This is a genomic window from Streptomyces xantholiticus (assembly GCF_014651015.1).
GTDB classification, from domain to species: domain Bacteria; phylum Actinomycetota; class Actinomycetes; order Streptomycetales; family Streptomycetaceae; genus Streptomyces; species Streptomyces xantholiticus.
This window is the reverse complement of sequence record NZ_BMWB01000003.1, coordinates 259813-281192: the sequence shown is the minus strand read 5'-3', so window position 1 is coordinate 281192 and position 21380 is coordinate 259813. Positions and strand designations below refer to the sequence as shown.

General features: G+C 70.9%; 21 protein-coding genes and 1 riboswitch. Of the genes, 8 read left to right on the top strand and 13 right to left on the bottom strand.

What is annotated here, in order from left to right; all coding sequences use genetic code 11:
* Positions 1–43 precede the first annotated feature (43 nt).
* Complete coding sequence (locus tag IE198_RS07810) at positions 44–1540, top strand: phytoene desaturase family protein (protein WP_189884125.1); 1497 nt, start codon at positions 44–46, stop codon at positions 1538–1540.
* A gap of 30 nt (positions 1541–1570) precedes the next feature.
* Here IE198_RS07810 and IE198_RS07805 read toward each other — a convergent pair whose 3' ends face one another.
* From IE198_RS07805 to IE198_RS07780, 6 genes are all read right to left on the bottom strand, one after another.
* Entirely contained in the window at positions 1571–2422 is an 852-nt protein-coding gene (locus tag IE198_RS07805) for a hypothetical protein (RefSeq protein ID WP_189884123.1), read from the bottom strand.
* Between the two features lie 51 nt (positions 2423–2473).
* A complete protein-coding gene (metF, locus tag IE198_RS07800; RefSeq protein ID WP_189884120.1) occupies positions 2474–3391 on the bottom strand; it encodes a methylenetetrahydrofolate reductase [NAD(P)H] in 918 nt (305 codons plus the stop codon).
* 141 nt (positions 3392–3532) lie between these two features.
* Entirely contained in the window at positions 3533–4183 is a 651-nt protein-coding gene (gene thiE / locus IE198_RS07795) for a thiamine phosphate synthase (RefSeq protein ID WP_189884118.1), read from the bottom strand.
* 85 nt (positions 4184–4268) lie between these two features.
* Positions 4269–4634 (bottom strand): Rv2175c family DNA-binding protein, encoded by a 366-nt coding sequence (locus IE198_RS07790; protein ID WP_189884117.1) that lies wholly within the window; start codon positions 4632–4634, stop codon positions 4269–4271.
* Positions 4635–4677: 43 nt separating this feature from the next.
* The gene (locus IE198_RS07785; protein WP_189884115.1) at positions 4678–5907 is read right to left on the bottom strand and encodes an NAD(P)/FAD-dependent oxidoreductase; all 1230 of its coding nucleotides are present in this window, start codon (positions 5905–5907) and stop codon (positions 4678–4680) included.
* 28 nt (positions 5908–5935) lie between these two features.
* Positions 5936–6277, bottom strand: a complete 342-nt coding sequence (locus IE198_RS07780; protein ID WP_189884114.1) for an avidin-fold protein — start codon at positions 6275–6277, stop codon at positions 5936–5938.
* 51 nt (positions 6278–6328) lie between these two features.
* Positions 6329–6441: riboswitch (TPP riboswitch) on the top strand.
* On the opposite strand from IE198_RS07780, the gene thiO reads away from it, so the two are divergent.
* From thiO to IE198_RS07755, 5 genes are all read left to right on the top strand, one after another.
* The gene (gene thiO / locus IE198_RS07775) at positions 6439–7656 is read left to right on the top strand and encodes a glycine oxidase ThiO (protein WP_189884112.1); all 1218 of its coding nucleotides are present in this window, start codon (positions 6439–6441) and stop codon (positions 7654–7656) included. (Overlaps the previous riboswitch by 3 nt.)
* Positions 7653–7853, top strand: a complete 201-nt coding sequence (gene thiS / locus IE198_RS07770) for a sulfur carrier protein ThiS (protein ID WP_189884110.1) — start codon at positions 7653–7655, stop codon at positions 7851–7853. Before thiO ends, thiS begins: the two co-directional genes overlap by 4 nt.
* A 6-nt stretch (positions 7854–7859) precedes the next feature.
* Positions 7860–8654: a thiazole synthase gene (locus IE198_RS07765; protein ID WP_189884107.1), complete on the top strand. Its 795-nt coding sequence runs from the start codon at positions 7860–7862 to the stop codon at positions 8652–8654.
* A gap of 368 nt (positions 8655–9022) precedes the next feature.
* On the top strand, positions 9023–10960 hold the full coding sequence (pknB, locus tag IE198_RS07760; RefSeq protein ID WP_189884105.1) for a Stk1 family PASTA domain-containing Ser/Thr kinase: 1938 nt from the start codon (positions 9023–9025) through the stop codon (positions 10958–10960).
* Positions 10961–10965: 5 nt separating this feature from the next.
* Positions 10966–11820 (top strand): deoxyribonuclease IV, encoded by an 855-nt coding sequence (locus IE198_RS07755; protein WP_189884103.1) that lies wholly within the window; start codon positions 10966–10968, stop codon positions 11818–11820.
* Between the two features lie 116 nt (positions 11821–11936).
* Here IE198_RS07755 and IE198_RS07750 read toward each other — a convergent pair whose 3' ends face one another.
* Complete coding sequence (locus IE198_RS07750) at positions 11937–12569, bottom strand: sulfite oxidase-like oxidoreductase (protein ID WP_189884101.1); 633 nt, start codon at positions 12567–12569, stop codon at positions 11937–11939.
* 154 nt (positions 12570–12723) lie between these two features.
* Between IE198_RS07750 and bfr the strand changes: the two genes are divergently transcribed.
* Complete coding sequence (gene bfr, locus IE198_RS07745; RefSeq protein ID WP_100106715.1) at positions 12724–13203, top strand: bacterioferritin; 480 nt, start codon at positions 12724–12726, stop codon at positions 13201–13203.
* A 32-nt stretch (positions 13204–13235) separates the two neighbouring features.
* Here bfr and IE198_RS07740 read toward each other — a convergent pair whose 3' ends face one another.
* On the bottom strand, positions 13236–13499 hold the full coding sequence (locus IE198_RS07740; protein ID WP_189884100.1) for a (2Fe-2S)-binding protein: 264 nt from the start codon (positions 13497–13499) through the stop codon (positions 13236–13238).
* A 148-nt stretch (positions 13500–13647) separates the two neighbouring features.
* Positions 13648–15000 carry a class II 3-deoxy-7-phosphoheptulonate synthase gene (locus IE198_RS07735; RefSeq protein WP_189884099.1) on the bottom strand — a complete coding sequence of 451 codons (1353 nt, stop codon included), beginning with the start codon at positions 14998–15000 and terminating at the stop codon, positions 13648–13650.
* Between the two features lie 295 nt (positions 15001–15295).
* On the opposite strand from IE198_RS07735, the gene IE198_RS07725 reads away from it, so the two are divergent.
* A complete protein-coding gene (locus tag IE198_RS07725) occupies positions 15296–17164 on the top strand; it encodes an anthranilate synthase family protein (RefSeq protein ID WP_189884097.1) in 1869 nt (622 codons plus the stop codon).
* 34 nt (positions 17165–17198) lie between these two features.
* Here IE198_RS07725 and IE198_RS07720 read toward each other — a convergent pair whose 3' ends face one another.
* From IE198_RS07720 to macS, 4 genes are all read right to left on the bottom strand, one after another.
* Complete coding sequence (locus IE198_RS07720; protein ID WP_189884095.1) at positions 17199–18206, bottom strand: 2-hydroxyacid dehydrogenase; 1008 nt, start codon at positions 18204–18206, stop codon at positions 17199–17201.
* A gap of 105 nt (positions 18207–18311) precedes the next feature.
* Positions 18312–19340 carry a 6-phosphofructokinase gene (locus tag IE198_RS07715; RefSeq protein ID WP_189884093.1) on the bottom strand — a complete coding sequence of 343 codons (1029 nt, stop codon included), beginning with the start codon at positions 19338–19340 and terminating at the stop codon, positions 18312–18314.
* Between the two features lie 159 nt (positions 19341–19499).
* Positions 19500–20174 carry a response regulator gene (locus IE198_RS07710; RefSeq protein ID WP_189884091.1) on the bottom strand — a complete coding sequence of 225 codons (675 nt, stop codon included), beginning with the start codon at positions 20172–20174 and terminating at the stop codon, positions 19500–19502.
* The gene (macS, locus tag IE198_RS07705; RefSeq protein WP_189884089.1) at positions 20171–21379 is read right to left on the bottom strand and encodes a MacS family sensor histidine kinase; all 1209 of its coding nucleotides are present in this window, start codon (positions 21377–21379) and stop codon (positions 20171–20173) included. The genes IE198_RS07710 and macS overlap by 4 nt, the downstream gene beginning before the upstream one ends.
* Position 21380 lies beyond the last annotated feature (1 nt).

Below are 21380 nucleotides of genomic sequence, written 5' to 3'. Positions count from 1 at the left end.
CCCGGGTCCGGCGCTGTGGGCACGGGGTAATAAAGTCACGGACATGGCACGGATTGCGGTGATCGGCGCCGGGATGGGCGCCATGGCGGCTGCTGCCCGGCTGGCCACGGCAGGCCACCGGGTGACGGTGTACGAGCGCCTCTCGACACACGGTGGCTCGGTGGGCCGCTTCGAACGGGACGGGTTCGCCTTCGACTCCGGCCCCGGTCTGCTGCATCTCCCGGCGGTCTGGCGGGACCTGTTCGTCAAGACCGGCAAGGAGCCGCTGGAGCAGTGCGTCGAGCTGACACAGGTGGATCCGGCGAGCCGGCACGTCTTCGCCGACGGCACGGACCTCCTCCTGCCCAACGCGTCGCGGGCGGGGACCGTTTCGGCACTGGAGGCGGCGCTCGGGCCCGGCTCGGGCGAGCGCTGGGGTGAGTTCCTCGGCCGCGCCCGGGACACCTGGGAGCGTGCGCGCCGTCCGCTGTTGGAGGAGCCGCTGCCAGCCGACACGTCCCCTTTCGCGAGGGACCCTTATCCGGCGCTGCGCCAGGGGCTGTTGCGGCGGTCCGCCCGCACGCTCGGGGAGATCGGCACCCGCGAGCTGCGCGACCCGCGCCTCGCCGCGCTGCTCGGCAGCCATGCCATGGCGTACGGGCTGGACCCGCGCACCGCGCCCGCCGCGGCCGCGGTGCTGCCGTACATGGAGCAGACCTTCGGCTCCTGGTACGTGAAGGGCGGTCTGCGTGCCCTCGCCGACGCGGTGTACGAGCGGTGCCTGGCCAGGAAGGTGGAGTTCGTCCTCGGAACCACCGTGACGGGTGTGCTGGAGAAGGACGGCCGCGCAGTGGGTCTGGAGCTCGAGCACGGCGGGCCGGTCGAGGCGGACATGGTGGTGTCCGGAGCCCCGGTGCCCTCCCTGTTCGAGGACAACATCGTGGCCCGGGACCACCGGGAGGAGCGGCCGCACCGGCAGCCCGGGGCGACGACCGGGCGGGTGACGGTCCATCTGGCGCTGCGCGGCGGCCGGCGGGACGACGCCGTGCACCACACCGTGGTGCACGCCCCCGACCCGGCGGCCGAGTGGGACGCGATCGACGCCGGAAGGACCGGTCCGCGTCCGACGGTGGTCGTCATGCGCCCCGGCGACCCGCTGCTGCGGCCCGACGACGACCACGAGACAGTCACGCTCAGGGCGACCGTGTCGGCCGCGCTGCACGGCGGGCAGGCATGGGCCGATGCCGCCGGGCCGGTGGCGGACCGGATGGTGGAGGCGGCAGAGGCCGCGGTGCCTGGCCTGCGGGAGCGGATCCTGTGGCGCGAGGTGCGCACTCCGGACGACACCCGCCGCGACACTGCCTGGGCCGCCGTCCCTGCCCCGGCGCTCGCCGGCGGGGCAGGCGCGTTCCTGCCGGCGCCGAACGCCGGGCCGCTGTCTGATCTGTACTTCGCGGGCGGCTGGGCGCATCCCGGCGGCGGGCTGGCGCACGCGGGCATGTCGGGCGCGCTGGTGGCCGGACTCATCGTGGAGGGTGCCGGCTTCCGCGGCTCCCGGTGAACGGGCGCGGTCGCCGTCGGCGGCCGGGTCTCAGTAGCGGTACTGCTGCTCGTTGTAGCCGGCGTCGTAGTCGGCGGGAGGCTGCTCCTGGTCGCCCTCGCGCTGCTGCGGCACCCAGACCCCGCCGGGCGGGGTCTCGCTGTACCCCTCCTGCTGCCCGTAGCCGGCGTACTGCTGCTGATCGCCGTAGCCGCCGTACGCGTCGTAGGCGCTGTACTGCTGGCCCCCGCCGTAAGGGTCGGAGTAGGTGGCGTACTGCTGACCGCCGCCGTAGTCGTACTGGGCGGCGTAGCTCGGCTGCTCCGCGGGCTGCTGCGGGTAGTCGCCGTAGGCGTCGTAGGCGCCGTAACCCAAGCCGTACGAGATGTGGGAGGGGTCCTGCGCCTCGTGGGCACCTTGGTGTCCGGGCTGTTGCGCACCCTGCCGGGAGGCGAACGCGTCCTCGGTGTAGACGCCGTACTGCCCCGTGTCGTCGGGCATCGGCTGCGGCTCGTAGACCGCGGGGCCCTCTGAGGCCGCCCCCGGGCCCGGTTCCGCCGTGTCGTAGGAGAGGTCGGTGACCTCGAGCGTGGGCTCGCGTATCGCTTCCGGGTCCGCGCCGGACCTGCGCCGCCGGCTCGCACCGGGCTTGCCGCCCAGTGCCCAGCCGGTGGAGAAGCCGCGCCGGAAGGAGAGCGTCACATACGTCTGGCCGACCGCGAACGCCATGGCGCCCAGCGCGATCACCACCACGGAGGGCAGCAGCACACCTATGACGACGCCGAGGAAGCCGCAGAACGCGAGCACCCTCCAGCGCAGCCGCGCCTTGTACTGCAGCAGCACCTCACCGAGCAGCCACAGCGCCACGATGCCGAACGCGACGTAGAGGACCGTCCAGCCCATGTCCGCCCCTCTCCTGCGGCCGCCGCCCCGGGGCGGGGCGGGTACGGCCGGTCACGACTGCTCGTGCAGTCCGAGATTCTCGTAGATTTCGAGCGTCGCGGTGGAGTTGTTGAGCGTGATGAAGTGCAGCCCCGGGACACCCTCGGCGAGCAACCTCGCGCAGAACTCCGTCGCGAACTCGATGCCAATGGAGCGTACAGCCGCCGGATCGTCCTTGACGGCGAGGATCCGCATCTGCAGCTCCGCCGGGAAGTGCGCGTTGCTGAGGGTGGCGAACCGCTCGATCTGTTTGACGCTGGTGACGGGCATGATCTCGGGGATGATCGGGGTTTCGCAACCCGCTGCACCGACCCGGTCGCGAAGCCGCAGATAGTCCTCGGGCCGGAAGAACATCTGCGTGATCGCGTAGTCGGCACCGGCGCGGCACTTGTCCACGAAGTGCCGGATGTCCTCGTCCCAGCCACTGGAGCGCGGGTGCATCTCCGGGAAGGCGGCCACGCCGACGCAGAAGTCACCGGACTCCTTGATGAGCCGGACCAGGTCGGCCGCGTACTGCACCCCTTCGGGGTGCTTGACCCACTCGCCCATCGGGTCGCCGGGCGGGTCGCCCCGGACGGCGAGGATGTTGCGGATGCCCGCGTCCGCGTACTGGCCGATCATGTTGCGCAGCTCGGCGACGGAGTGGTTCACCGCGGTGAGGTGGGCGACGGGGGTGAGGGTGGTGTCGGCGGCGATCTGCTGGGTGGCCTTGACCGTGCCGGCCCGGGTGGAGCCGCCCGCGCCGTAGGTCACGGAGACGAAGTTGGGAGCGACCGCTTCGACCCTGCGCAGTGCGTTCCACAGGTTCCGCTCGCCCTTTTCGGTCTTGGGCGCCCAGAACTCGAACGAGTACGACGTCTTGCCCGTCGCAAGCAGGTCGCGCACCGTTCGTGCGCGATCCGTTCTGGTGGAAGCAGTACCGAGGGCCATACGGGCAGGTTAGCCAGACGTCAGCGGCCACCCAACCGAATCAGGGAAATTTGTCTTCTTTGTCCATCTCCTGTCCACCCCTTGGACAGAAAACGGACGATCAACCGCCGGATGACCACCGCAGCCGCCGGCAGCCGGAGGTCAGGACGAGCGGGCCCTGATCCGCTGCGCCAGACCGGCCGCGGCCGCGCCCGGGTCGTCGGCCTCGGTGACCGCCCGTACGACGACGATCCTGCGTGCCCCGGCGTCCAGCACCTCGTCCAGATTGCTCGCGTCGATGCCCCCGATGGCGAACCACGGCCTGTCGCCGCCAAGTCCCGCCGCGTACCGCACCAGGTCCAGGCCGGGGGCGTGCCGGCCGGGCTTGGTGGGGGTGGGCCAGCACGGGCCGGTGCAGAAGTAGTCCACGCCCGGCTCGGCCCTGGCGGCCGCGGCCTCGGACTCGGAGTGCGTCGAGCGGCCGATCAGCACGCCGTCGCCGAGGATCGCGCGTGCGGCGGGCACCGGCAGGTCGCCCTGGCCCAGGTGCAGCACGTCGGCGCCGATGGCGTGCGCCACGTCGGCGCGGTCGTTCACCGCGAGGAGCTTGCGGTGCCTGCGGCAGGCGTCGGCGAACACCTGGAGGTGCTCCAGCTCCTCACCGGCCTCCATGCCCTTGTCGCGCAGCTGCACGATGTCCACGCCGGACGCCAGCACGGCGTCGAGGAACTCGGGCAGGTCACCCTGCCGCTTGCGGGCGTCCGTGCACAGATAGAGCCGGGCGTCGGACAGCAGCGCGCGAGCCGTGGGCATGAGGCGATCCCCCCGTCGGGCGGCCGGATGTACGGGCCGGGCGGCCCGGCCCGTACATCCGGCCGTGATGATGTTTTCCGATGCGTCAGACGGCGAGCGCCTGAGCCCGGCGCTTCACCTCCGTACCGCGATTCTCGCTGAGCGCCTGCGCGGGCGTGCCCGGCAGGCTCGGGTCGGGAGTGAAGAGCCACTCCAGCATCTCTTCGTCGGTGAAGCCGTCGTCCTTCAGGAGCGTCAGGGTGCCGGAGAGGCCCTTGACCACCTTGTTGCCGTCGATGAAGGCGGCAGGCACCTGGAGCGTCCGGTTCTCACCACGGCGCACGGCGATCAGCTGGCCCTCCTTGACCAGCTGCCGCACGCGCGTCACCTCGACGTCGAGCATTTCCGCGATGTCCGGCAGGTGGAGCCAGGCGGGGACGAGAGCATCGATATTTGCGTCAATCTCGGTCACGGGACAAGCCTGCCATCCAGGACCGACAGTCGGTAGCCGGGACCTACTGTGCCGCCGCCTTCAGAGGGACGGACGGGTCGGCGGCCCGATCCGGGTCCAGCACCGCCCCGGACATGATCAGCTTGCGCCCCTGCGCCAGGTCCCGCGGTATGCCGACGGCCAGCAGGGCCACCAGGGCGCCGTCGCGCAGCCACAGCACCGACCAGGAGTCCTCCGCAGGGTCGCCGCGCCGCAGCAGGGTGTCCGCGGCGCCGTGATGGCCCGCGTACTGGACGAAACGGCCGAACTGCTCTGACCAGAAGTACGGCACCGGGTCGTACGGCTCGAGGTCCTCGTCGCCGCCGACGATGTTCGCCGCCACCGTGCGCGGCCCTTGGAGCGCGTTGTCCCAGTGGTGGACGAGCAGCCGCTCCCCGTAGCGGTCGGACGGGTACGAGGCGCAGTCCCCGACGGCGTACACATCGGGGGCGGAGGCGCGCAGATACCGGTCGGCGACGACCTCTCCCTCGGGACCCAGCTCGATGCCGGAGCCCGCGAGCAGGCCGGTGGCGGGCCGGGCGCCGATGCCGACGACGACGGCGCCGGCGGGGACTTTGCGGCCGCCTGCCAGGACGACGGCGCCCGGCTCGATGCCGGCGACCCGGGCGCCGGTGAGCAGTTCGGCCCCGTACTGCGCGTACCAGGCGGCCATCGGGGCGGCGACCTCCGCGGGCATGGTGCCGGCGAGCGGGCGGTCGGCGGCCTCGACGACGGTGACGGCACAGCCGGCCTGGCGTGCCGCGGTCGCGAATTCCGCGCCGATCCACCCTGCGCCGACCACGACGATGTCGTGTTTCTCGGCGAGGAGGGGCCGCAGTCGCGCGGCGTCGTCCAGCGTGCGCAGCAGATGGACGCCCGGGACACCGACGGAGCCCGGCAGGGTGACCGGCTCCGCGCCGGTGGCCAGCACCAGCGCGTCGTACGGTACGGGGCCGGCCGCGGTGTCCACCTCATGGGCGTCCGTACGCACCCGGGTCACCTCGACGCCGAGACGCAGTTCGATGTCGAGGGCCTCGAAGTCGATGTCGAAGGCGGATCCCTCCGCCGTCCCGAGCAGGACGGCCTTCGACAGCGGGGGCCGGTCGTACGGCTGGTGCGGTTCCGCGCCGATCACGGTGACCGGGCCGTCGAATCCCCGGTCACGAAGTGCGACCGCGGTCCGGACACCGGCCATTCCCGCGCCGACGATCACCACGCGCCGCCGCCCTGCTGTCTGCTGCTGCCGTTCGTCCACCTGGACACCTTACGTATGTGACGGCAGGTCAGGAAGGCAGTTCCTCCACCACGCTCGTCCCGCTTCCCTCCTGGGACTCCCACTCCCAGGTCTCATCCAGCCGCACCCGCCCGTCCGGCAGCTCCACGACCGTGGACACACAGTGGCCGCCGGAGGTGCCGCCGTCGGTCTTCAGCTGGACATAACGGAAGTCCAGCCGGTCGCCTTCCCGCGTCCCCACGAGGTGGCCCCGTACCACGTCGCCGCCCTCGTACTCGGCCCAGATCCGGCCCTGCTCCTCGTGGTACGTGAACCGGGTCCTGGTGCCGACCTGGCCCGGAGCCTGGTCCGCGACCGGTGAGAGAACGAGTCCGTCGAGGGTCTTCGCCACTGCTGCGGCTCCCTTACTGCGCGTCGGGGCGGGAGGCTAGGGTGGCCACCGTAAGGCACTCGCGGGAGCCCGGACGCACCGGGCTGAGAGGGAGGCTGGCCGGCCTCCGACCGTACGAACCTGATCCGGGTCATGCCGGCGAAGGGAGGGGCTGGACGCCCATGTCGTCCCATTCACCACACATCCCCGACGTCCTTGTCGTGGGAGGCGGAATCATCGGCCTGGTCACGGCCTGGCGCGCCGCGCAGCAGGGACTGCGGGTCGCCGTCACCGACCCGGCGCCGGGCGGTGGCGCCGCACAGGTCGCGGCCGGCATGCTGGCCGCCGTCACCGAACTCCACTACGGCGAGCACACGCTGCTCGGCCTCAACCTCGAATCCGCGCGCCGCTATCCGGCCTTCGTCGCCGAACTGGAGGAGGCGAGCGGACAGCAGGTGGGCTACCGCTCCTGCGGCACGCTCGCCGTCGCACTCGACGCCGACGACCGCGCGCATCTGCGTGAACTGCACGCGCTGCAGCGCCGGTCGGGGCTCGAGTCCGAGTGGCTCTCCGGCCGCGAGTGCCGCCGCCTCGAACCGATGCTCGCGCCCGGCGTACGCGGCGGGCTGCGGGTGGACGGCGACCATCAGGTCGACCCGCGGCGGCTCGCGGCGGCACTGGTCGTGGCCTGTGAGCGGGCCGGGGTCGACCTCCGCCGCACCTGGGCGGAGCGGCTGGTCGTCGAAGGCGACCGGGCGACCGGGGCGGTGCTCGCCGACGGCGGTGAACTGTCCGCCGGTCAGGTCGTGTTGGCGGGCGGCAGCCTGAGCGGAAGGCTGGAAGGCGTACCGGCGGACGTGCTCGTGCCCGTACGGCCGGTGAAGGGCCAGGTCCTGCGGCTGACCGTGCCGCGCCCCTACGCACCGTTCCTCTCCCGCACGGTGCGTGCGGTGGTGCGCGGCAGCCATGTCTACCTCGTGCCGCGCGAGGACGGCGAGCTGGTCGTCGGCGCGACCAGCGAGGAGCTGGGCTGGGACACGACCGTAACCGCCGGCGGGGTGTACGAGCTGCTGCGCGACGCGCACGAACTCGTTCCCGGCATCACCGAGCTGCCCCTGGTGGAGACCCGGGCCGGACTGCGGCCGGGCTCGCCGGACAACGCGCCGCTGCTGGGCTTCACCGAGCTGCCGGGGCTGCTGCTGGCCACGGGCCACTACCGCAACGGGGTGCTGCTGACGCCCGTGACCGGCGATGTGCTGGCGGAGGCACTGGTCAGCGGTGAACTGCCCGAGATCGCACGGGCCTTCTCGCCGGGCCGGTTCTCGTCCCCCATGGTCCAGCGGGTCGCTTCTTACGAGCCCGTCCTTCGGGAGACCCGCCTTCAGGAGCAGTCCGTATGAACATCTCCGTCAACGGCGAGGCTCGTGTGCTCGCCGCAGGGACCACGCTGGACGTGGTCGTCACGGAGCTCACCGCGGCGCCGTCGGGAGTGGCCGCGGCCGTCAACGAGACCGTCGTCCCGCGCAGCCAGTGGCCCGGCACCCGGCTCGGCGACGGCGACCGCGTCGAGATCCTCACCGCAGTGCAGGGAGGCTGAGCCGGCATGGCAGACGACCGTTTCACCATCGGCGGGACGACGTTCGACTCCCGCCTGATCATGGGTACGGGCGGGGCGCCCAGCCTCGACGTGCTCGAACGCTCCCTGGTCGCGAGCGGGACGGAACTCACCACCGTCGCGATGCGCCGCCTCGATCCGACCGTCCAGGGGTCCGTGCTGTCCGTACTGAACCGGCTCGGCATCCGGGTCCTGCCGAACACGGCGGGCTGCTTCACCGCGGGCGAGGCCGTCCTCACCGCGCGTCTGGCACGGGAGGCCCTGGGCACCGACTGGATCAAGCTCGAGGTCGTCGCGGACGAGCGGACGCTGCTGCCGGACGCGGTGGAACTGCTGGACGCGGCGGAGGCGCTGGTCGACGACGGCTTCACCGTCCTTCCGTACACGAACGACGACCCGGTGCTCGCACGGAAACTGGAGGACGTGGGCTGCGCCGCGATCATGCCGCTCGGTTCGCCCATCGGTTCCGGCCTCGGCATCCGCAACCCCCACAACTTCCAGCTGATCGTCGAGCAGGCGGGCGTGCCGGTGGTCCTGGACGCCGGCGCCGGCACGGCCTCGGACGCGGCACTGGCGATGGAGCTGGGCTGCGCGGCGGTGATGCTGGCGTCGGCGGTGACGCGGGCGCAGGAGCCGGTGCTGATGGCGGAGGCGATGCGGCACGCGGTGGAGGCGGGACGGCTGGCGTACCGGGCGGGCCGGATCCCACGACGGCACTTCGCGGAGGCGTCGTCGCCGGTGACGGGGCGGGCGCTCCTGGACCCGGAGCGGCCGGCCTTCTGACCGGGCGCGGCCGCTGGTGGGCTATGGCCGCGGGTGCGGGCGCGCCGCGGGTGCGGTACCACCCCCACCCCGCCGGCGGCGTGGGGGTGGTACCGCCATCCCGGAACCGGGGCTCCGCCGCGGACACCGGTACCGCGCTTCGCACGGTGTCCGAGGTCACCGGACGGACCCGCTTTCGCTCCACCAAATCAGCCGGCCCACGGGGAGAAGCCCCGTAGAACGGATCGTGGGGTCCCTTGCGCCGCCAGGCGTGGGGGAGGACGGCGGGGCCCGTGGCAGGCGGAGGCATGCGTCACAGGTCGGCTGCAGTCGCGCCCCGCCCCCGCACGACCGTCCGCCCCGTCCGACCCTGCTCGTAGAATCGGCGCGTGGATACGACCCTCCAGGACCCCCTCGTCGGGCAGGTGCTCGACGGCCGCTACCGAGTCGATGAGCGCATCGCCGTCGGCGGCATGGCCACGGTCTACCGGGCCGTCGACACCCGGCTCGACCGGGTGCTCGCCCTCAAGGTGATGCACCCCGACCTCGCCAGGGACGCCACGTTCGTGGAGCGCTTCATCCGCGAGGCCAAGTCCGTCGCCCGGCTCGCCCATCCCAACGTGGTGGGCGTCTTCGACCAGGGCGCTCAGGGCGCGTACGTCTACCTGGCGATGGAGTACGTCGAGGGATGCACGCTCCGTGACGTGCTGCGCGAGCGCGGCGCGCTGCAGCCGCGGGCCGCGCTCGACATCCTGGAGCCCGTATTGGCGGCGCTCGGCGCCGCGCACAGGGCCGGGTTCGTGCACCGGGACATGAAGCCGGAGAACGTGCTGATAGGGGACGACGGCCGGGTCAAGGTCGCCGACTTCGGTCTCGTACGGGCGGTCGGTTCCGTCACCAACACGTCCGGCACCGTCCTCGGCACCGTTTCCTACCTGGCGCCGGAGCAGATCGAGTACGGCACCGCCGACACCCGCGCCGATGTGTACGCGTGCGGGGTGGTCCTCTACGAGATGCTGACCGGTGGGAAGCCGCACGGGGGCGACACCCCGGCGCAGGTGCTCTTCCGGCATCTGAACGCCGATGTGCCGGCGCCGTCCGCTCTCTTCCCGGGGCTCGCCGTCGAGCTCGACGAGCTGGTCGCGAGCGCGACCGCCCGCAATCCCGACGTCCGCCCCCACGACGCGGTGGAACTTCTGGCTCGGACGCGCGAGGTCCGGGCGGCTCTGTGCGCCGAGCAGCTGGACGCGGCGCCGCCGCAGGCCCGTACGGAGCACCGGGCGGCCGACGCCTCGTCCGAGGAGGACCGCACGGATGTGATCCCAAGGGCCCTTCCCCGCGAGGAGCCCGGCGTGCACCACACGGCCCGGCTGATCCTGCCGCCTGAGGAGCGGCCGGAGCAGGAGCCGGTCCGCTCGGCCGGCCGGGGCGTCCCGCTGTCCCGCCGTGGTCTGCTCGCACTGCTGCTCGCGGTGGTCGCCGTTCTCGGGGTCGGTGCCGGAGTCTGGTACATCAACTCGGGCCAGTTCACCCGAGTCCCGGCTCTGATCGGCAAGAGCGAGACGGAGGCCCGGCAGGCGCTCGACAAGGCCGGACTCGAGGTGAAGTCGGTCCGCCACGACTTCAGCGACACCGTCGCACGCGGCACCGTCATCAAGACCGACCCGGGGACGAACGAACGGATACGGGGCAACGGCTCCGTGACGATCACCCTCTCGCGCGGTCCGGAGATCGTGGAGGTCCCGGACGTGGTGAACAAGCCGTTGGCACGGGCCCAGCGCGAGCTCCGCAAGGCGGGACTCGCACCGGGCGTGGTGACCAGGGAATTCGACGAGAGCGTCGCGCAGGGCTCGGTGATCCGCACCGACCCGGCCGCGGGCAGCAGCCGCAGCCCTGACACCGCGGTGTCGCTCGTGGTCAGCAAGGGCGCCCCGATCGACGTCCCCGATGTGACGGGCGATGCCGTCGAGGACGCGACCGCCGAGCTCGAGGAGGCGGGCCTGAAGGTCGAGGTCGCGGACGAGCGGATCCACTCGGCCGAGGAGGCCGGTTCGGTCGCCCGGCAGTCGGCGGCAGAGGGCACCAGGCTGGCCCGCGGCGACACGGTCACACTCACGGTCTCCAAGGGGCCGCGGATGGTCGACGTCCCCGACGTCGTCGGCGACAACGTCGACGACGCCACGGCCGAGCTGGAGGCGGCCGGCTTCGTGGTACAGGTCGAGAAGAACTTCCCCTTCCTCGGCGACGAGGTCGAGAGCCAGTCCGTCGAGGGCGGCGGCCAGGCACCCGAGGGCAGCACGATCACCATCAAGACCAAGGGGCTCTAGTTCTGATGCGCAATCCTGTCGGCGGCCACGTCCCCGTGGCCGGCGGCCTCGCCACGACCGGGCTCGGCTATGCGAGGGAGCTGGGTGCGGAGACCGTCCAGGTCTTCGTGGCCAATCCACGAGGCTGGGCCACGCCCAAGGGCAACCCGGCCCAGGACGAGAAGTTCCGGGCCGAGTGCGCCGCCGAGTCCATCTCGGCCTGGGTGCATGCCCCGTATCTGATCAACTTCGGCTCCCACACCGAGGCGACGGTCGAGCAGTCCGTCCTCTCCCTGCGTCACTCGCTGCGCAGGGCGCGGGAGATCGGCGCGCTCGGCGTGGTGGTGCACACCGGTTCCGCGACGGGAGGCCGGGCCCGTGAGGTGGCGCTGGCGCAGGTGCGGGAGCGGATGCTGCCGCTGCTGGACGAGCTGACGCACGACGACGACCCGTTCCTGCTCCTCGAGTCGACGGCCGGGCAGGGCTCCTCGCTCTGTTCCCGGACCTGGGACTTCGGTCCGTATTTCGAGGCGCTCGACGCGCATCCCAAGCTGGGCGTCTGCCTGGACACCTGCCACATCTTCGCCGCCGGGCACGATCTGGCGGCCCCGGGTGGGGTGCGGCAGACACTGGACCTGCTGGTGGGGACGGTGGGTGAGGGCCGGCTGAAGCTGATCCACGCGAATGACTCGAAAGATGTGGCCGGGGCACACAAGGACCGTCACGAGAACATTGGCTCGGGACACATCGGCGAAGAGCCGTTCCGTGAGCTCATGGCGCATCCCGCCACGCAAGGTGTGCCGTTGATCATCGAGACCCCGGGTGGCAAGGAGGGGCACGCCGCCGACGTGGCGCGGCTGAAGAGACTCCGCCGAGCATGACAGTAATACCCCTGGGGGGTAAATAACCGGCGCACACGCATCACGGCCACGGCCCTCGCCATAGTGCCGGCCTGTACCACCACTGGGACCAAGGGGCGGGCCCGCCGGCCCGGGGCTCAGAGCTCCGGGCCGTCCCCCGGCTCCTCCTGGTAGGAGTAGCGCTGCTCCCGCCAGGGGTCACCGACATTGTGATAGCCCCGCTCCTCCCAGAAGCCGCGGCGGTCGGCCGTCATGTACTCGACGCCGCGGACCCATTTGGGCCCCTTCCAGGCGTACAGATGCGGCACCACCAGACGCAGTGGAAAGCCGTGCTCGGCGGTGAGCAGCTCACCGTCCTTGTGGGTGGCGAAGATCGTACGGTCCGCCAAGAAGTCCGAGAGACGCAGATTGGCGCTGAACCCGTACTCCGCCCAGACCATCACATGACTGACGGCGGACGAGGGCGGCGCGAGCTCCACGACCGTACGGGCGGACACCCCACCCCATTCGGCCCCCAGCATGCTGAACTTCGTCACGCAGTGCAGATCGGCCACGACGGTCGAGAAGGGCAGCGCGGAGAACTCCTCGTGGTTCCAGCAGTGCTTCTCGCCGTCGGCGGTGGCGCCGAAGACCCTGAACTCCCAGCGGTCCGGCTTGAACTTGGGCACGGGCCCGTAGTGGGTGACAGGCCAGCCTCGCTGCAGTCGCTGCCCCGGCGGAAGCTCGGACTCCTCTTGTGCGCGGTAATCCCGGCTCTCCGGCTGACCCATGCCTTCAATGGTGACAGACCGGGAGGGGTGGTCATGACCAGGTCTGGCCCGATTCGGGCAACTCCTACTAAGCGTGCACTTACTGGACGCCCCGTTGTCACGGTGCAAGGATGCGCGAACCTGCCCAGTCACACGCGCGGAAGGAGCCTCTGCGATGCAGGGCGACCCCGAGGTCATCGAGTTCCTCAATGAGCAGCTGACTGCCGAGTTGACCGCGATCAACCAGTACTTCCTGCACGCGAAGATGCAGGAGAACTTCGGCTGGACGAAGCTCGCCAAGTACACCCGTGCCGAGTCCTTCGACGAGATGAAGCACGCGGAGGTGCTCACCGACCGGATCCTCTTCCTGGACGGCCTGCCCAATTACCAGCGGCTGTTCCATGTGCGGGTCGGCCAGACGGTCACCGAGATGTTCCAGGCCGACCGGCAGGTCGAGGTCGAGGCGATCGACCGCCTCAGGCGAGGCATCGAGGTCATGCGGGCGAAGGGGGACATCACCTCGGCGAACATCTTCGAGTCGATCCTCGCCGACGAGGAACACCACATCGACTACCTCGACACCCAGCTGGACCTGGTCGACAAGCTCGGTGAGGCGCTGTACATCGCCCAGCTGATCGAGCAGCCGGAGAGCTAGCGAACGCCGGAGGGCAGGCGGCCGGAAGGCTGCTACGCGGCTTCGTCCAGCACCGGACGGGTGCCCTCGGGGTCCGCGGCCAGCACGGACGCGCCCCTGCCCTGCTCGAGCAGTTCACGGCGGGGGCAGGCACCGCGGCCGAGAATTCCCTGGATGCGCCGCACACACGAACCGCAGTCCGTGCCGGCCTTGGAGACGGACGCAATCTGGCGGGGAGTGCAGGCACCGGCCGCCGCGTGTTCCTCGACCTGCTTCTCCGTGATGCCGAAGCATGAGCAGACGTACACGCGGTTCACCTCCCGACGGGATCGATTGATGTCGCCGTCCCGACTGATCGGTGAGGCTAACCTAACCTTACCCGCCGTACGGGGAGGACAAAAGTCCCGCATATGACGGTGGGGCGTGGATCACATCGATCCACGCCCCACCGTCATCGGTCCCTCACTACTGGTCGCGGTACATCTCCGCCACCAGGAACGCCAGGTCCAGGGACTGGCTGCGGTTCAGCCGCGGGTCGCAGGCCGTCTCGTAGCGCTGGTGCAGATCGTCGACGAAGATCTCGTCGCCACCGCCCACGCACTCGGTCACGTCGTCACCGGTGAGCTCGACATGGATGCCGCCCGGGTGGGTGCCGAGCGCCTTGTGGACCTCGAAGAAGCCCTTGACCTCGTCGAGCACGTCGTCGAAGCGGCGGGTCTTGTGTCCGGACGCCGCCTCGAAGGTGTTGCCGTGCATCGGGTCGGTCACCCAGGCGACCGTCGCACCCGAGGCCGTGACCTTCTCGACGAGCTCGGGGAGCTTGTCGCGGACCTTGTCGGCCCCCATGCGGACGATGAAGGTCAGCCGGCCGGGCTCGCGATCGGGGTCGAGGCGGTCGATGTAGGTCAGCGCCTCGTCCACCGTCGTCGTCGGCCCCAGCTTGATGCCGATCGGGTTGCGGATCTCGGATGCGAACTCGATGTGCGCGCCGTCGAGCTGGCGGGTGCGCTCACCGATCCAGACCATGTGGCCCGAGGTGTTGTACAGCCGGCCGGTGCGGGAGTCGGTACGGGTCAGGGCCGACTCGTAGTCCAGCAGCAGGGCCTCGTGCGAGGCGTAGAACTCGACCGTGCGGAACTCCGCCGGGTCGGTGCCGCACGCCTTCATGAAGTTGAGCGCGTTGTCGATTTCGCGCGCGAGCTGCTCGTAGCGCTGACCGGACGGCGACGACTTCACGAAGTCCTGGTTCCAGGCGTGCACCTGACGCAGGTCGGCGTAGCCGCCGGTGGTGAAGGCGCGCACCAGGTTGAGCGTCGACGCGGAGGCGTGGTACATCCGCTTGAGGCGCTCGGGGTCCGGGACGCGGGCCGCCTCGGTGAAGTCGAAGCCGTTGACGGAGTCGCCGCGGTAGGTCGGCAGAGTCACGCCGTCGCGGGTCTCGGTCGGCTTGGAGCGCGGCTTCGAGTACTGGCCGGCGATCCGGCCGACCTTCACCACGGGCACGGACGCGGCGTAGGTGAGGACCGCGCCCATCTGGAGCAGCGTCTTCAGCTTGTTGCGGATGTGGTCGGCGGAGACGGCGTCGAAGGCCTCGGCACAGTCGCCGCCCTGGAGCAGGAACGCCTCGCCCTTGGCGACTGCTCCCATCCGGGCGCGCAGCTGGTCGCACTCGCCCGCGAAGACGAGCGGCGGATACGACTCGAGGTCCGCGACTACTTCGCGCAGAGCCTCGGCATCGGGGTACTCAGGCTGCTGCGCCGCGGGCAGGTTTCGCCAGGTGTTGCCACCAGCGGAGGTGGTCTTAGCGTTCACGGTCACGCTGTCAACATTACGGGGTCCCTGAGGACGTCCACGCCCCCGCTCACCAAGTGAGACGTCCCGCACACGTCCGCCCGCCCCGAGACGTCGCTGCGGCGCCGTGGGCGCGGATGCGTTATGGTCGGCGGCATGTTGGCGCAGCAGGCACAGAGCTGGTGGTGGACCGCACATTCGGCGGCCCACTGAATCATCGCGCGCAACATCCGATCGCGAAGGCCGCCCGAGGGGCGGCCTTCAGTCTTTCCCGCGGTCCGCGGGGGCCGGCCGTTCCTCCCACCCGGAAGGAACCGACCGCATGATCATCAGCAGACTGCTCGAGGACGACTGCCCTCCCTTCGCCCTGCTGCGCCGGCGCACGCCCGGCCATGACCACGACACCGTCGAGGTGCTGATCGGGGAGGTGTGTGAGGTGGAGCGGCTGGCCGGCATCCCGGTGGGCGAGGGGCCCTCGCTCGCCCTCGTCCCGTTCCGGCAGATCGCGGAGCGCGGCTTCGACGTCACCGACGACGGGACGCCGCTGTCGGTGCTGGTCGCCGACGAGTTCCACCGCCTTCCGCTCGCCGAGGTGCTGTCCGCGCTCCCTCGCCGTCCCGTGCGGGTCGAGGACGGGCGGTTCGACGTCGGCGACGAGGACTACGCGGACATCGTCCGGCGCGTGGTGGAGGACGAGATCGGCCGCGGGGAGGGCGCGAACTTCGTCGTCCGCCGCACCTTCACCGGGAAGATCCCCGGCTTCGGCCGCGCCGACGCGCTCGCACTGTTCCGGCGGCTGCTGACCGGCGAGCGGGGCGCGTACTGGACCTTCGTCGTGCACACCGGCGAGCGCACGCTGGTCGGCGCGAGCCCGGAGGTGCATGTGCGTATGAGGGGCGGCACCGTCGTGATGAATCCGATCAGCGGGACCTTCCGCTATCCGCCGGAGGGGCCGACGGCGGAGGCGCTGCTCGGTTTCCTGGACGACCGCAAGGAGCGCGAGGAGCTCTCCATGGTGGTCGACGAGGAGCTGAAGATGATGTGCACCGTCGGCGACATGGGCGGTGTCGTCGTCGGCCCCCGGCTCAAGGAGATGTCCCATCTGGCGCACACGGAGTACGAGTTGCGGGGGCGTTCCTCCCTCGATGTGCGCGAGGTGCTGAAGGAGACCATGTTCGCGGCCACCGTCACCGGGTCGCCGGTGCAGAACGCCTGCCGGGTCATCCGGCGCCACGAGGTGGGCGGGCGCGGCTACTACGCCGGGGCCCTGGCGCTGATCGGGCAGGACGCGGGCGGCGCACAGACGCTGGACTCGCCGATCCTGATCCGCACCGCCGACATCGACGCCACCGGAACGCTACGGGTGCCGGTCGGGGCGACGCTGGTGCGGCACTCGGACCCGGCCGGCGAGGTCGCGGAGACACACGCCAAGGCGGCCGGTGTGCTGGCCGCGCTGGGAGTGATCGCGGGCCGGCCGCATGCCGAGGAGCCGGCCCCGCGGCTGGCGGAGGACCCGAGGGTGCGGGCCGCGCTGGATGCCCGGCGGGCCGACCTGGCACCGTTCTGGCTGCGGATGCAGGAGCGCACGGCCGAGTTGTCGGGGCACGCCCTGGTCGTCGACGGCGAGGACACGTTCACCGCGATGCTGGCGCATCTGCTGCGCTCGACCGGTCTGGAGGTGACGGTCCTGCGGTACGACGAGCCGGGGCTGCGCGAGCGGGTGCTCACCCATCAAGGACCTGTGGTGCTCGGGCCGGGCCCCGGTGACCCGGTCGACACCGCGGATCCGAAGATGCGCCTCCTGCGGGCCCTCGCGTCCGATCTGCTGAAGGAACACCGCCACGGTTTGCTGGGCGTGTGCCTGGGACACGAGCTGCTGGCGGCGGAGCTGGGCCTGGAGATCGTCCGCAAGGACGAGCCGTACCAGGGTGCGCAGGAGCGGATCGACTTCTTCGGCCGCCCCGAGAGGGTCGGCTTCTACAACAGCTTCACGGCCCGCTGCGACGAGGCCACCGCCGCGGAGCTCGCCATGCACCGGATCGAGCTGAGCCGGGACGAGGCCACCGGGGACGTGCACGCGCTGCGCGGCAGCGGCTTCGCGGGCGTGCAGTTCCACCCCGAGTCGGTACTCACCACGGGCGGCGCGGCGCTGACGGCGTCGCTGCTGGCGGGGGTGGTGGTCGGCCGGTAGGGCTTGACCAGGTGCCCGGCCGCGTGGCGAAGCCCTACCGGGTGGGGGGTGCGGCGGGGACGAGCACGTTCTCGCTGCGCCGGCCCGCCAGGTAGTCGTCGATGTTGCGGGCAGTGGTCTCCACGATCTGGGTGACCGCGTCCACGGTGTAGTACGCCTGGTGGGAGGTGACGAGCACGTTGGGGAAGGTCACCAGCCGGGCGAGGGTGTCGTCGTCGACCGCTTCCATGGATCTGTCGAGGTAGAACAGGCCCGCCTCGGCCTCGTACACGTCGAGCCCGACCCCGGCGAAGCGGCCCTTGCGCAGCTCGTCGACGAGGGCGTCGCTGTCGATCAGGCCGCCTCTGCTGGAGTTCACCAGGATCGCGTCGTCCTTCATGGCCCGCAGTTCGGCCGCGCCGATCAGGTGCTCGGTGGCGGGCAGCAGCGGTACGTGCAGGCTGACCAGATCGGCGGCGGCGAGCAGTTCGTCCTTGTCGACGTACTTCATGCCCAGTTCGACGCAGGCCGGGTTGGCGGTGAGGTCCCAGCCGAGCAGCTGCGTGCCGTAGCCGTGGGCGATCCTGGCGAACGCCTCACCGATCTTGCCGGTGCCGATCACTCCGACGGTGCGGCCTCGTATGTCGCGGCCCATCAGCCCGTCGAGCCGGAAGTCGAAGTCGCGGGTGCGCATCGAGGCACGCACGATACGGCGGTTGACGGCCATGGCCAGTGTCCAGGCGAACTCGGCGACGGAGTACGGCGAGTAGTACGACACCCGCGCGACGGTCAGTCCGAGCCGCCCGGCCACCTCGAGGTCGATGTTGTTGAAGCCGGTGGAGCGCTGGGCGATCATCGCCGTGCCGCCGGCGGCGAGGGTCTCCAGCACCTGGGCGTCCAGTTGGGCGTTGACGCTGGTGGAGATCACCTCGTGGCCCGCGGCGATGGCGGCGGTGTCCGCGTTGAGGAACACGTCCAGACAGCGGACCTCGTGGTTCCCCGCGAAGGCCTTCTCGATCAGCGGCTTCTCGTCGGCCTGGACACCGAAGGCGAGGATTTCCACGAATTCTCCCGGTTTACAAGCAGTGGGCCGGATATCGCGAATATACGGCCCACAGCCCGTCGCGTCAGTGGAAGAACGTCGAACCGGCCGCGTCCGGCCGTCGCCTCAGCCGAAGAAGACGCCGACCTCCTTGTAAAGCTTGGGGTCGACGGTCTTGAGCTTGGCGGTCGCCTCGGCGATCGGAACCCGCACGATGCCGGTGCCCTGCAGCGCGACCATCTTGCCGAAGTCCCCGTCCCGCACCGCGTCGATGGCGTGCAGCCCGAAGCGGGTCGCCAGCCAGCGGTCGAAGGCACTCGGGGTGCCACCGCGCTGGACATGGCCCAGAACGGTGGTGCGGGCCTCCTTGCCCGTACGGCTCTCGATCTCCTTGGCCAGCCACTCGCCCACACCCGAGAGCCGGACATGGCCGAACGAGTCGAGCGAGCCGTCCTTGAGGACCGCCTCGCCGTCCTTGGGCATCGCACCCTCCGCGATGACCACGATCGGGGCGTAGCTCGCCTTGAAACGGGAGGTGACCCAGGCACAGACCTGGTCGACGTCGAAGCGCTGCTCGGGGATGAGGATGACGTTGGCGCCGCCCGCGAGGCCCGAGTGCAGGGCGATCCAGCCGGCGTGACGCCCCATCACCTCGACGACCAAGACGCGCATATGGGACTCGGCGGTGGTGTGCAGCCGGTCGATCGCCTCGGTGGCGATGCCGACCGCCGTGTCGAAACCGAAGGTGTAGTCGGTGGCGGACAGGTCGTTGTCGATGGTCTTGGGCACGCCGACGCAGGGGACGCCGTACTCGTCGTACAGCCGCGCCGCGACGCCGAGGGTGTCCTCGCCGCCGATCGCGACCAGTGCGTCGACCTCGTGCTTGGCGAGGTTCTCCTTGATCCGGCGGATGCCGTCCGCTTCGTTCAGCGGATTGGTGCGGGAGGAGCCGAGGATCGTGCCGCCGCGGGGCAGGATGCCGCGGACGGCCGGGATGTCGAGCGGGACGGTGTCGCCTTCGAGCGGTCCGCGCCAGCCGTCGCGGTAGCCGGTGAACTCGTAGCCGTACTCCTGCACACCCTTGCGGACGAGGCCGCGGATGACCGCATTGAGGCCGGGGCAGTCGCCGCCCCCGGTCAGTACTCCGACGCGCATGGAAAACTTCCCTTCGCCTGGTGAGCCCTATGACGGTCACGCTAATGGTGACGCAGGTCACTCAGGGATGGGCCGAACGGTCAATTCCCTTGGAATGCAGGGTCATTGACCGAACGCCGTTCACTCGTACGGGTAGACCTCGAAGGCGGACGTCCCCGATCAGGCGTCGTCGAGACCGCGCTCGATCGCGTACCGCACCAGCTCGACGCGGTTGTGCAGTTGGAGCTTGCCCAGGGTGTTCTGCACATGGTTCTGGACGGTGCGGTGCGAGATGACCAGCCGCTCGGCGATCTGCTTGTACGACAGGCCCTTGGCGACCAGCCGCAGCACCTCGGTCTCCCGCTCGGTCAGCTGCGGCGCCTTCGGCTCGTCCGTACCGGCGGCCGGCGCGGGCTCGGAGGCGAGGCGCCGGTACTCGCCGAGGACCAGACCAGCGAGGCCCGGAGTGAAGACGGGGTCGCCGACGGCCGTGCGGCGCACGGCGTCCGTCAGCTCCTCTGTGCTGGCCGACTTCAGCAGATAGCCGGTGGCGCCCGACTTCACCGCCTCCAGGACGTCGGCGTGCTCACCGCTGGCGGACAGCACCAGCACCCGCAGCCCGGTCAGCGTCCCCACGAGCTCCTTGCACACCTGCACACCGGGCAGCTCGGGCAGATTGAGGTCCAGGACGAGCACATCGGGCGCGGCGGCCTTCGCCCGGCGGACCGCCTGTGCGCCGTCGCCGGCGGTGGCGACGACCTCGAACCCCGCGGCGGTCAGGTCGCGGGCGACCGCGTCCCGCCACATCGGGTGGTCGTCGACCACCATCACCTTGATCGTCTGCTGCTCGGTCATCGTCCTGCCTTCCCCCGTGGGATCTTCAGCTCTACTTCCGTGCCCTGGCCCGGGACCGAGGTCAGCTCGGCCGTCCCGCCGAGATCCCGCAGCCGCCCGCGGATGGACTGGGCTACTCCGAGCCGCCCCTCCCCCTCCGCCTGCGCGAGCCTGCCCTCGGCGATGCCCGGCCCGTCGTCCCTGACCGTCACGATCACCGCGTCCGGCCAGTCCTCGACCAGGATCCAGGCCTGGGCATCCTCCCCCGCGTGCCTGCGCACGTTGTCCAGGGCGGCGCCGACGGCGGCCGCGAGCTCATGCGCCGCTACCCCGTCCACCAGCACGGGGGCACCCGGCTCCGACAGCGTCACCCGCGACCCGGCGTGCGGGGTGAGCAGCGTCCGCAGATCGCAGGGCCGGCCCGGTCCGTCGTCGTCCGGTACGTCCACGATCCGCACGACCGCACCCTGCGACTCGTCCTCGGACACCCGGGAGGCGGGAACCAGGCCACCGGCGACCAGACTGCGCAGCGCGACCTCCTGATCGCCGGCCATCCGGCCGAGTTCCGCGGCCTCGCCGCCGAGCGCAGTACCGCGCCGCTGCACCATCGCCAGTACCTGAAGCACGCTGTCGTGGATGTCGCGCGCCAGGCGCTCGCGCTCGCGAGTCGCCGCCTCGATCTCCAGGGCGCGGGCGAGGGTGCGTTCGGAGGCGCGGGCCACCTCGACGACGTAACCGATCGCTATGGAGGCGACCCACACCAGCAGGACGTTGTGGAAGGTGTCCCGGCTGGGCTCGCCCCGTTCGACGATGTTGGCGACGGCGACGAAGGAGGAGGCGACCCCGGCCCAGCGCCAGCCGCCCTTGATGGCGAAGGCGAGCACCGAACCCGCCGTCCAGATCGACGGGAGGGTGGGGCCGTCCTGCGTCTGGGCGTTCGCGTCGGCCAGCGGGGTGAGGAGGATGCCGGTCAGCGCGATGGTCAGGTCCGCCAGCAGGAAGCCCCTGGTGCAGCGCGCCGCATTGGCGACCTTGGGGAGAGTGGCGAGGGTCCACACGACCAGCACCGCGAGGAAGCCGACGGCGACCAGGGGACGCTCGAAGTTCTGCCGGGTGAAGACGAAGAGCAGTACCGCGTAGACCATGGTCAGCACGCGGTAGGCGGTCAGCGCACGCCACAGCGGCAGCTCGACCGACATCCGCACGACACGCTCGCGCTTGGCCATC

Excerpts from the sequence above, each read along its gene's own strand:
- IE198_RS07810 (WP_189884125.1), top strand. The coding sequence starts at position 44 with ATGGCACGGATTGCGGTGATCGGCGCCGGGATGGGCGCCATGGCGGCT.
- IE198_RS07805 (WP_189884123.1), bottom strand. The coding sequence starts at position 2,422 with ATGGGCTGGACGGTCCTCTACGTCGCGTTCGGCATCGTGGCGCTGTGG.
- metF (WP_189884120.1), bottom strand. The coding sequence starts at position 3,391 with ATGGCCCTCGGTACTGCTTCCACCAGAACGGATCGCGCACGAACGGTG.
- thiE (WP_189884118.1), bottom strand. The coding sequence starts at position 4,183 with ATGCCCACGGCTCGCGCGCTGCTGTCCGACGCCCGGCTCTATCTGTGC.
- thiO (WP_189884112.1), top strand. The coding sequence starts at position 6,439 with ATGTCGTCCCATTCACCACACATCCCCGACGTCCTTGTCGTGGGAGGC.
- thiS (WP_189884110.1), top strand. The coding sequence starts at position 7,653 with ATGAACATCTCCGTCAACGGCGAGGCTCGTGTGCTCGCCGCAGGGACC.
- IE198_RS07765 (WP_189884107.1), top strand. The coding sequence starts at position 7,860 with ATGGCAGACGACCGTTTCACCATCGGCGGGACGACGTTCGACTCCCGC.
- IE198_RS07755 (WP_189884103.1), top strand. The coding sequence starts at position 10,966 with ATGCGCAATCCTGTCGGCGGCCACGTCCCCGTGGCCGGCGGCCTCGCC.
- IE198_RS07750 (WP_189884101.1), bottom strand. The coding sequence starts at position 12,569 with ATGGGTCAGCCGGAGAGCCGGGATTACCGCGCACAAGAGGAGTCCGAG.
- bfr (WP_100106715.1), top strand. The coding sequence starts at position 12,724 with ATGCAGGGCGACCCCGAGGTCATCGAGTTCCTCAATGAGCAGCTGACT.
- IE198_RS07725 (WP_189884097.1), top strand. The coding sequence starts at position 15,296 with ATGATCATCAGCAGACTGCTCGAGGACGACTGCCCTCCCTTCGCCCTG.
- IE198_RS07715 (WP_189884093.1), bottom strand. The coding sequence starts at position 19,340 with ATGCGCGTCGGAGTACTGACCGGGGGCGGCGACTGCCCCGGCCTCAAT.
- IE198_RS07710 (WP_189884091.1), bottom strand. The coding sequence starts at position 20,174 with ATGACCGAGCAGCAGACGATCAAGGTGATGGTGGTCGACGACCACCCG.
- macS (WP_189884089.1), bottom strand. The coding sequence starts at position 21,379 with ATGGCCAAGCGCGAGCGTGTCGTGCGGATGTCGGTCGAGCTGCCGCTG.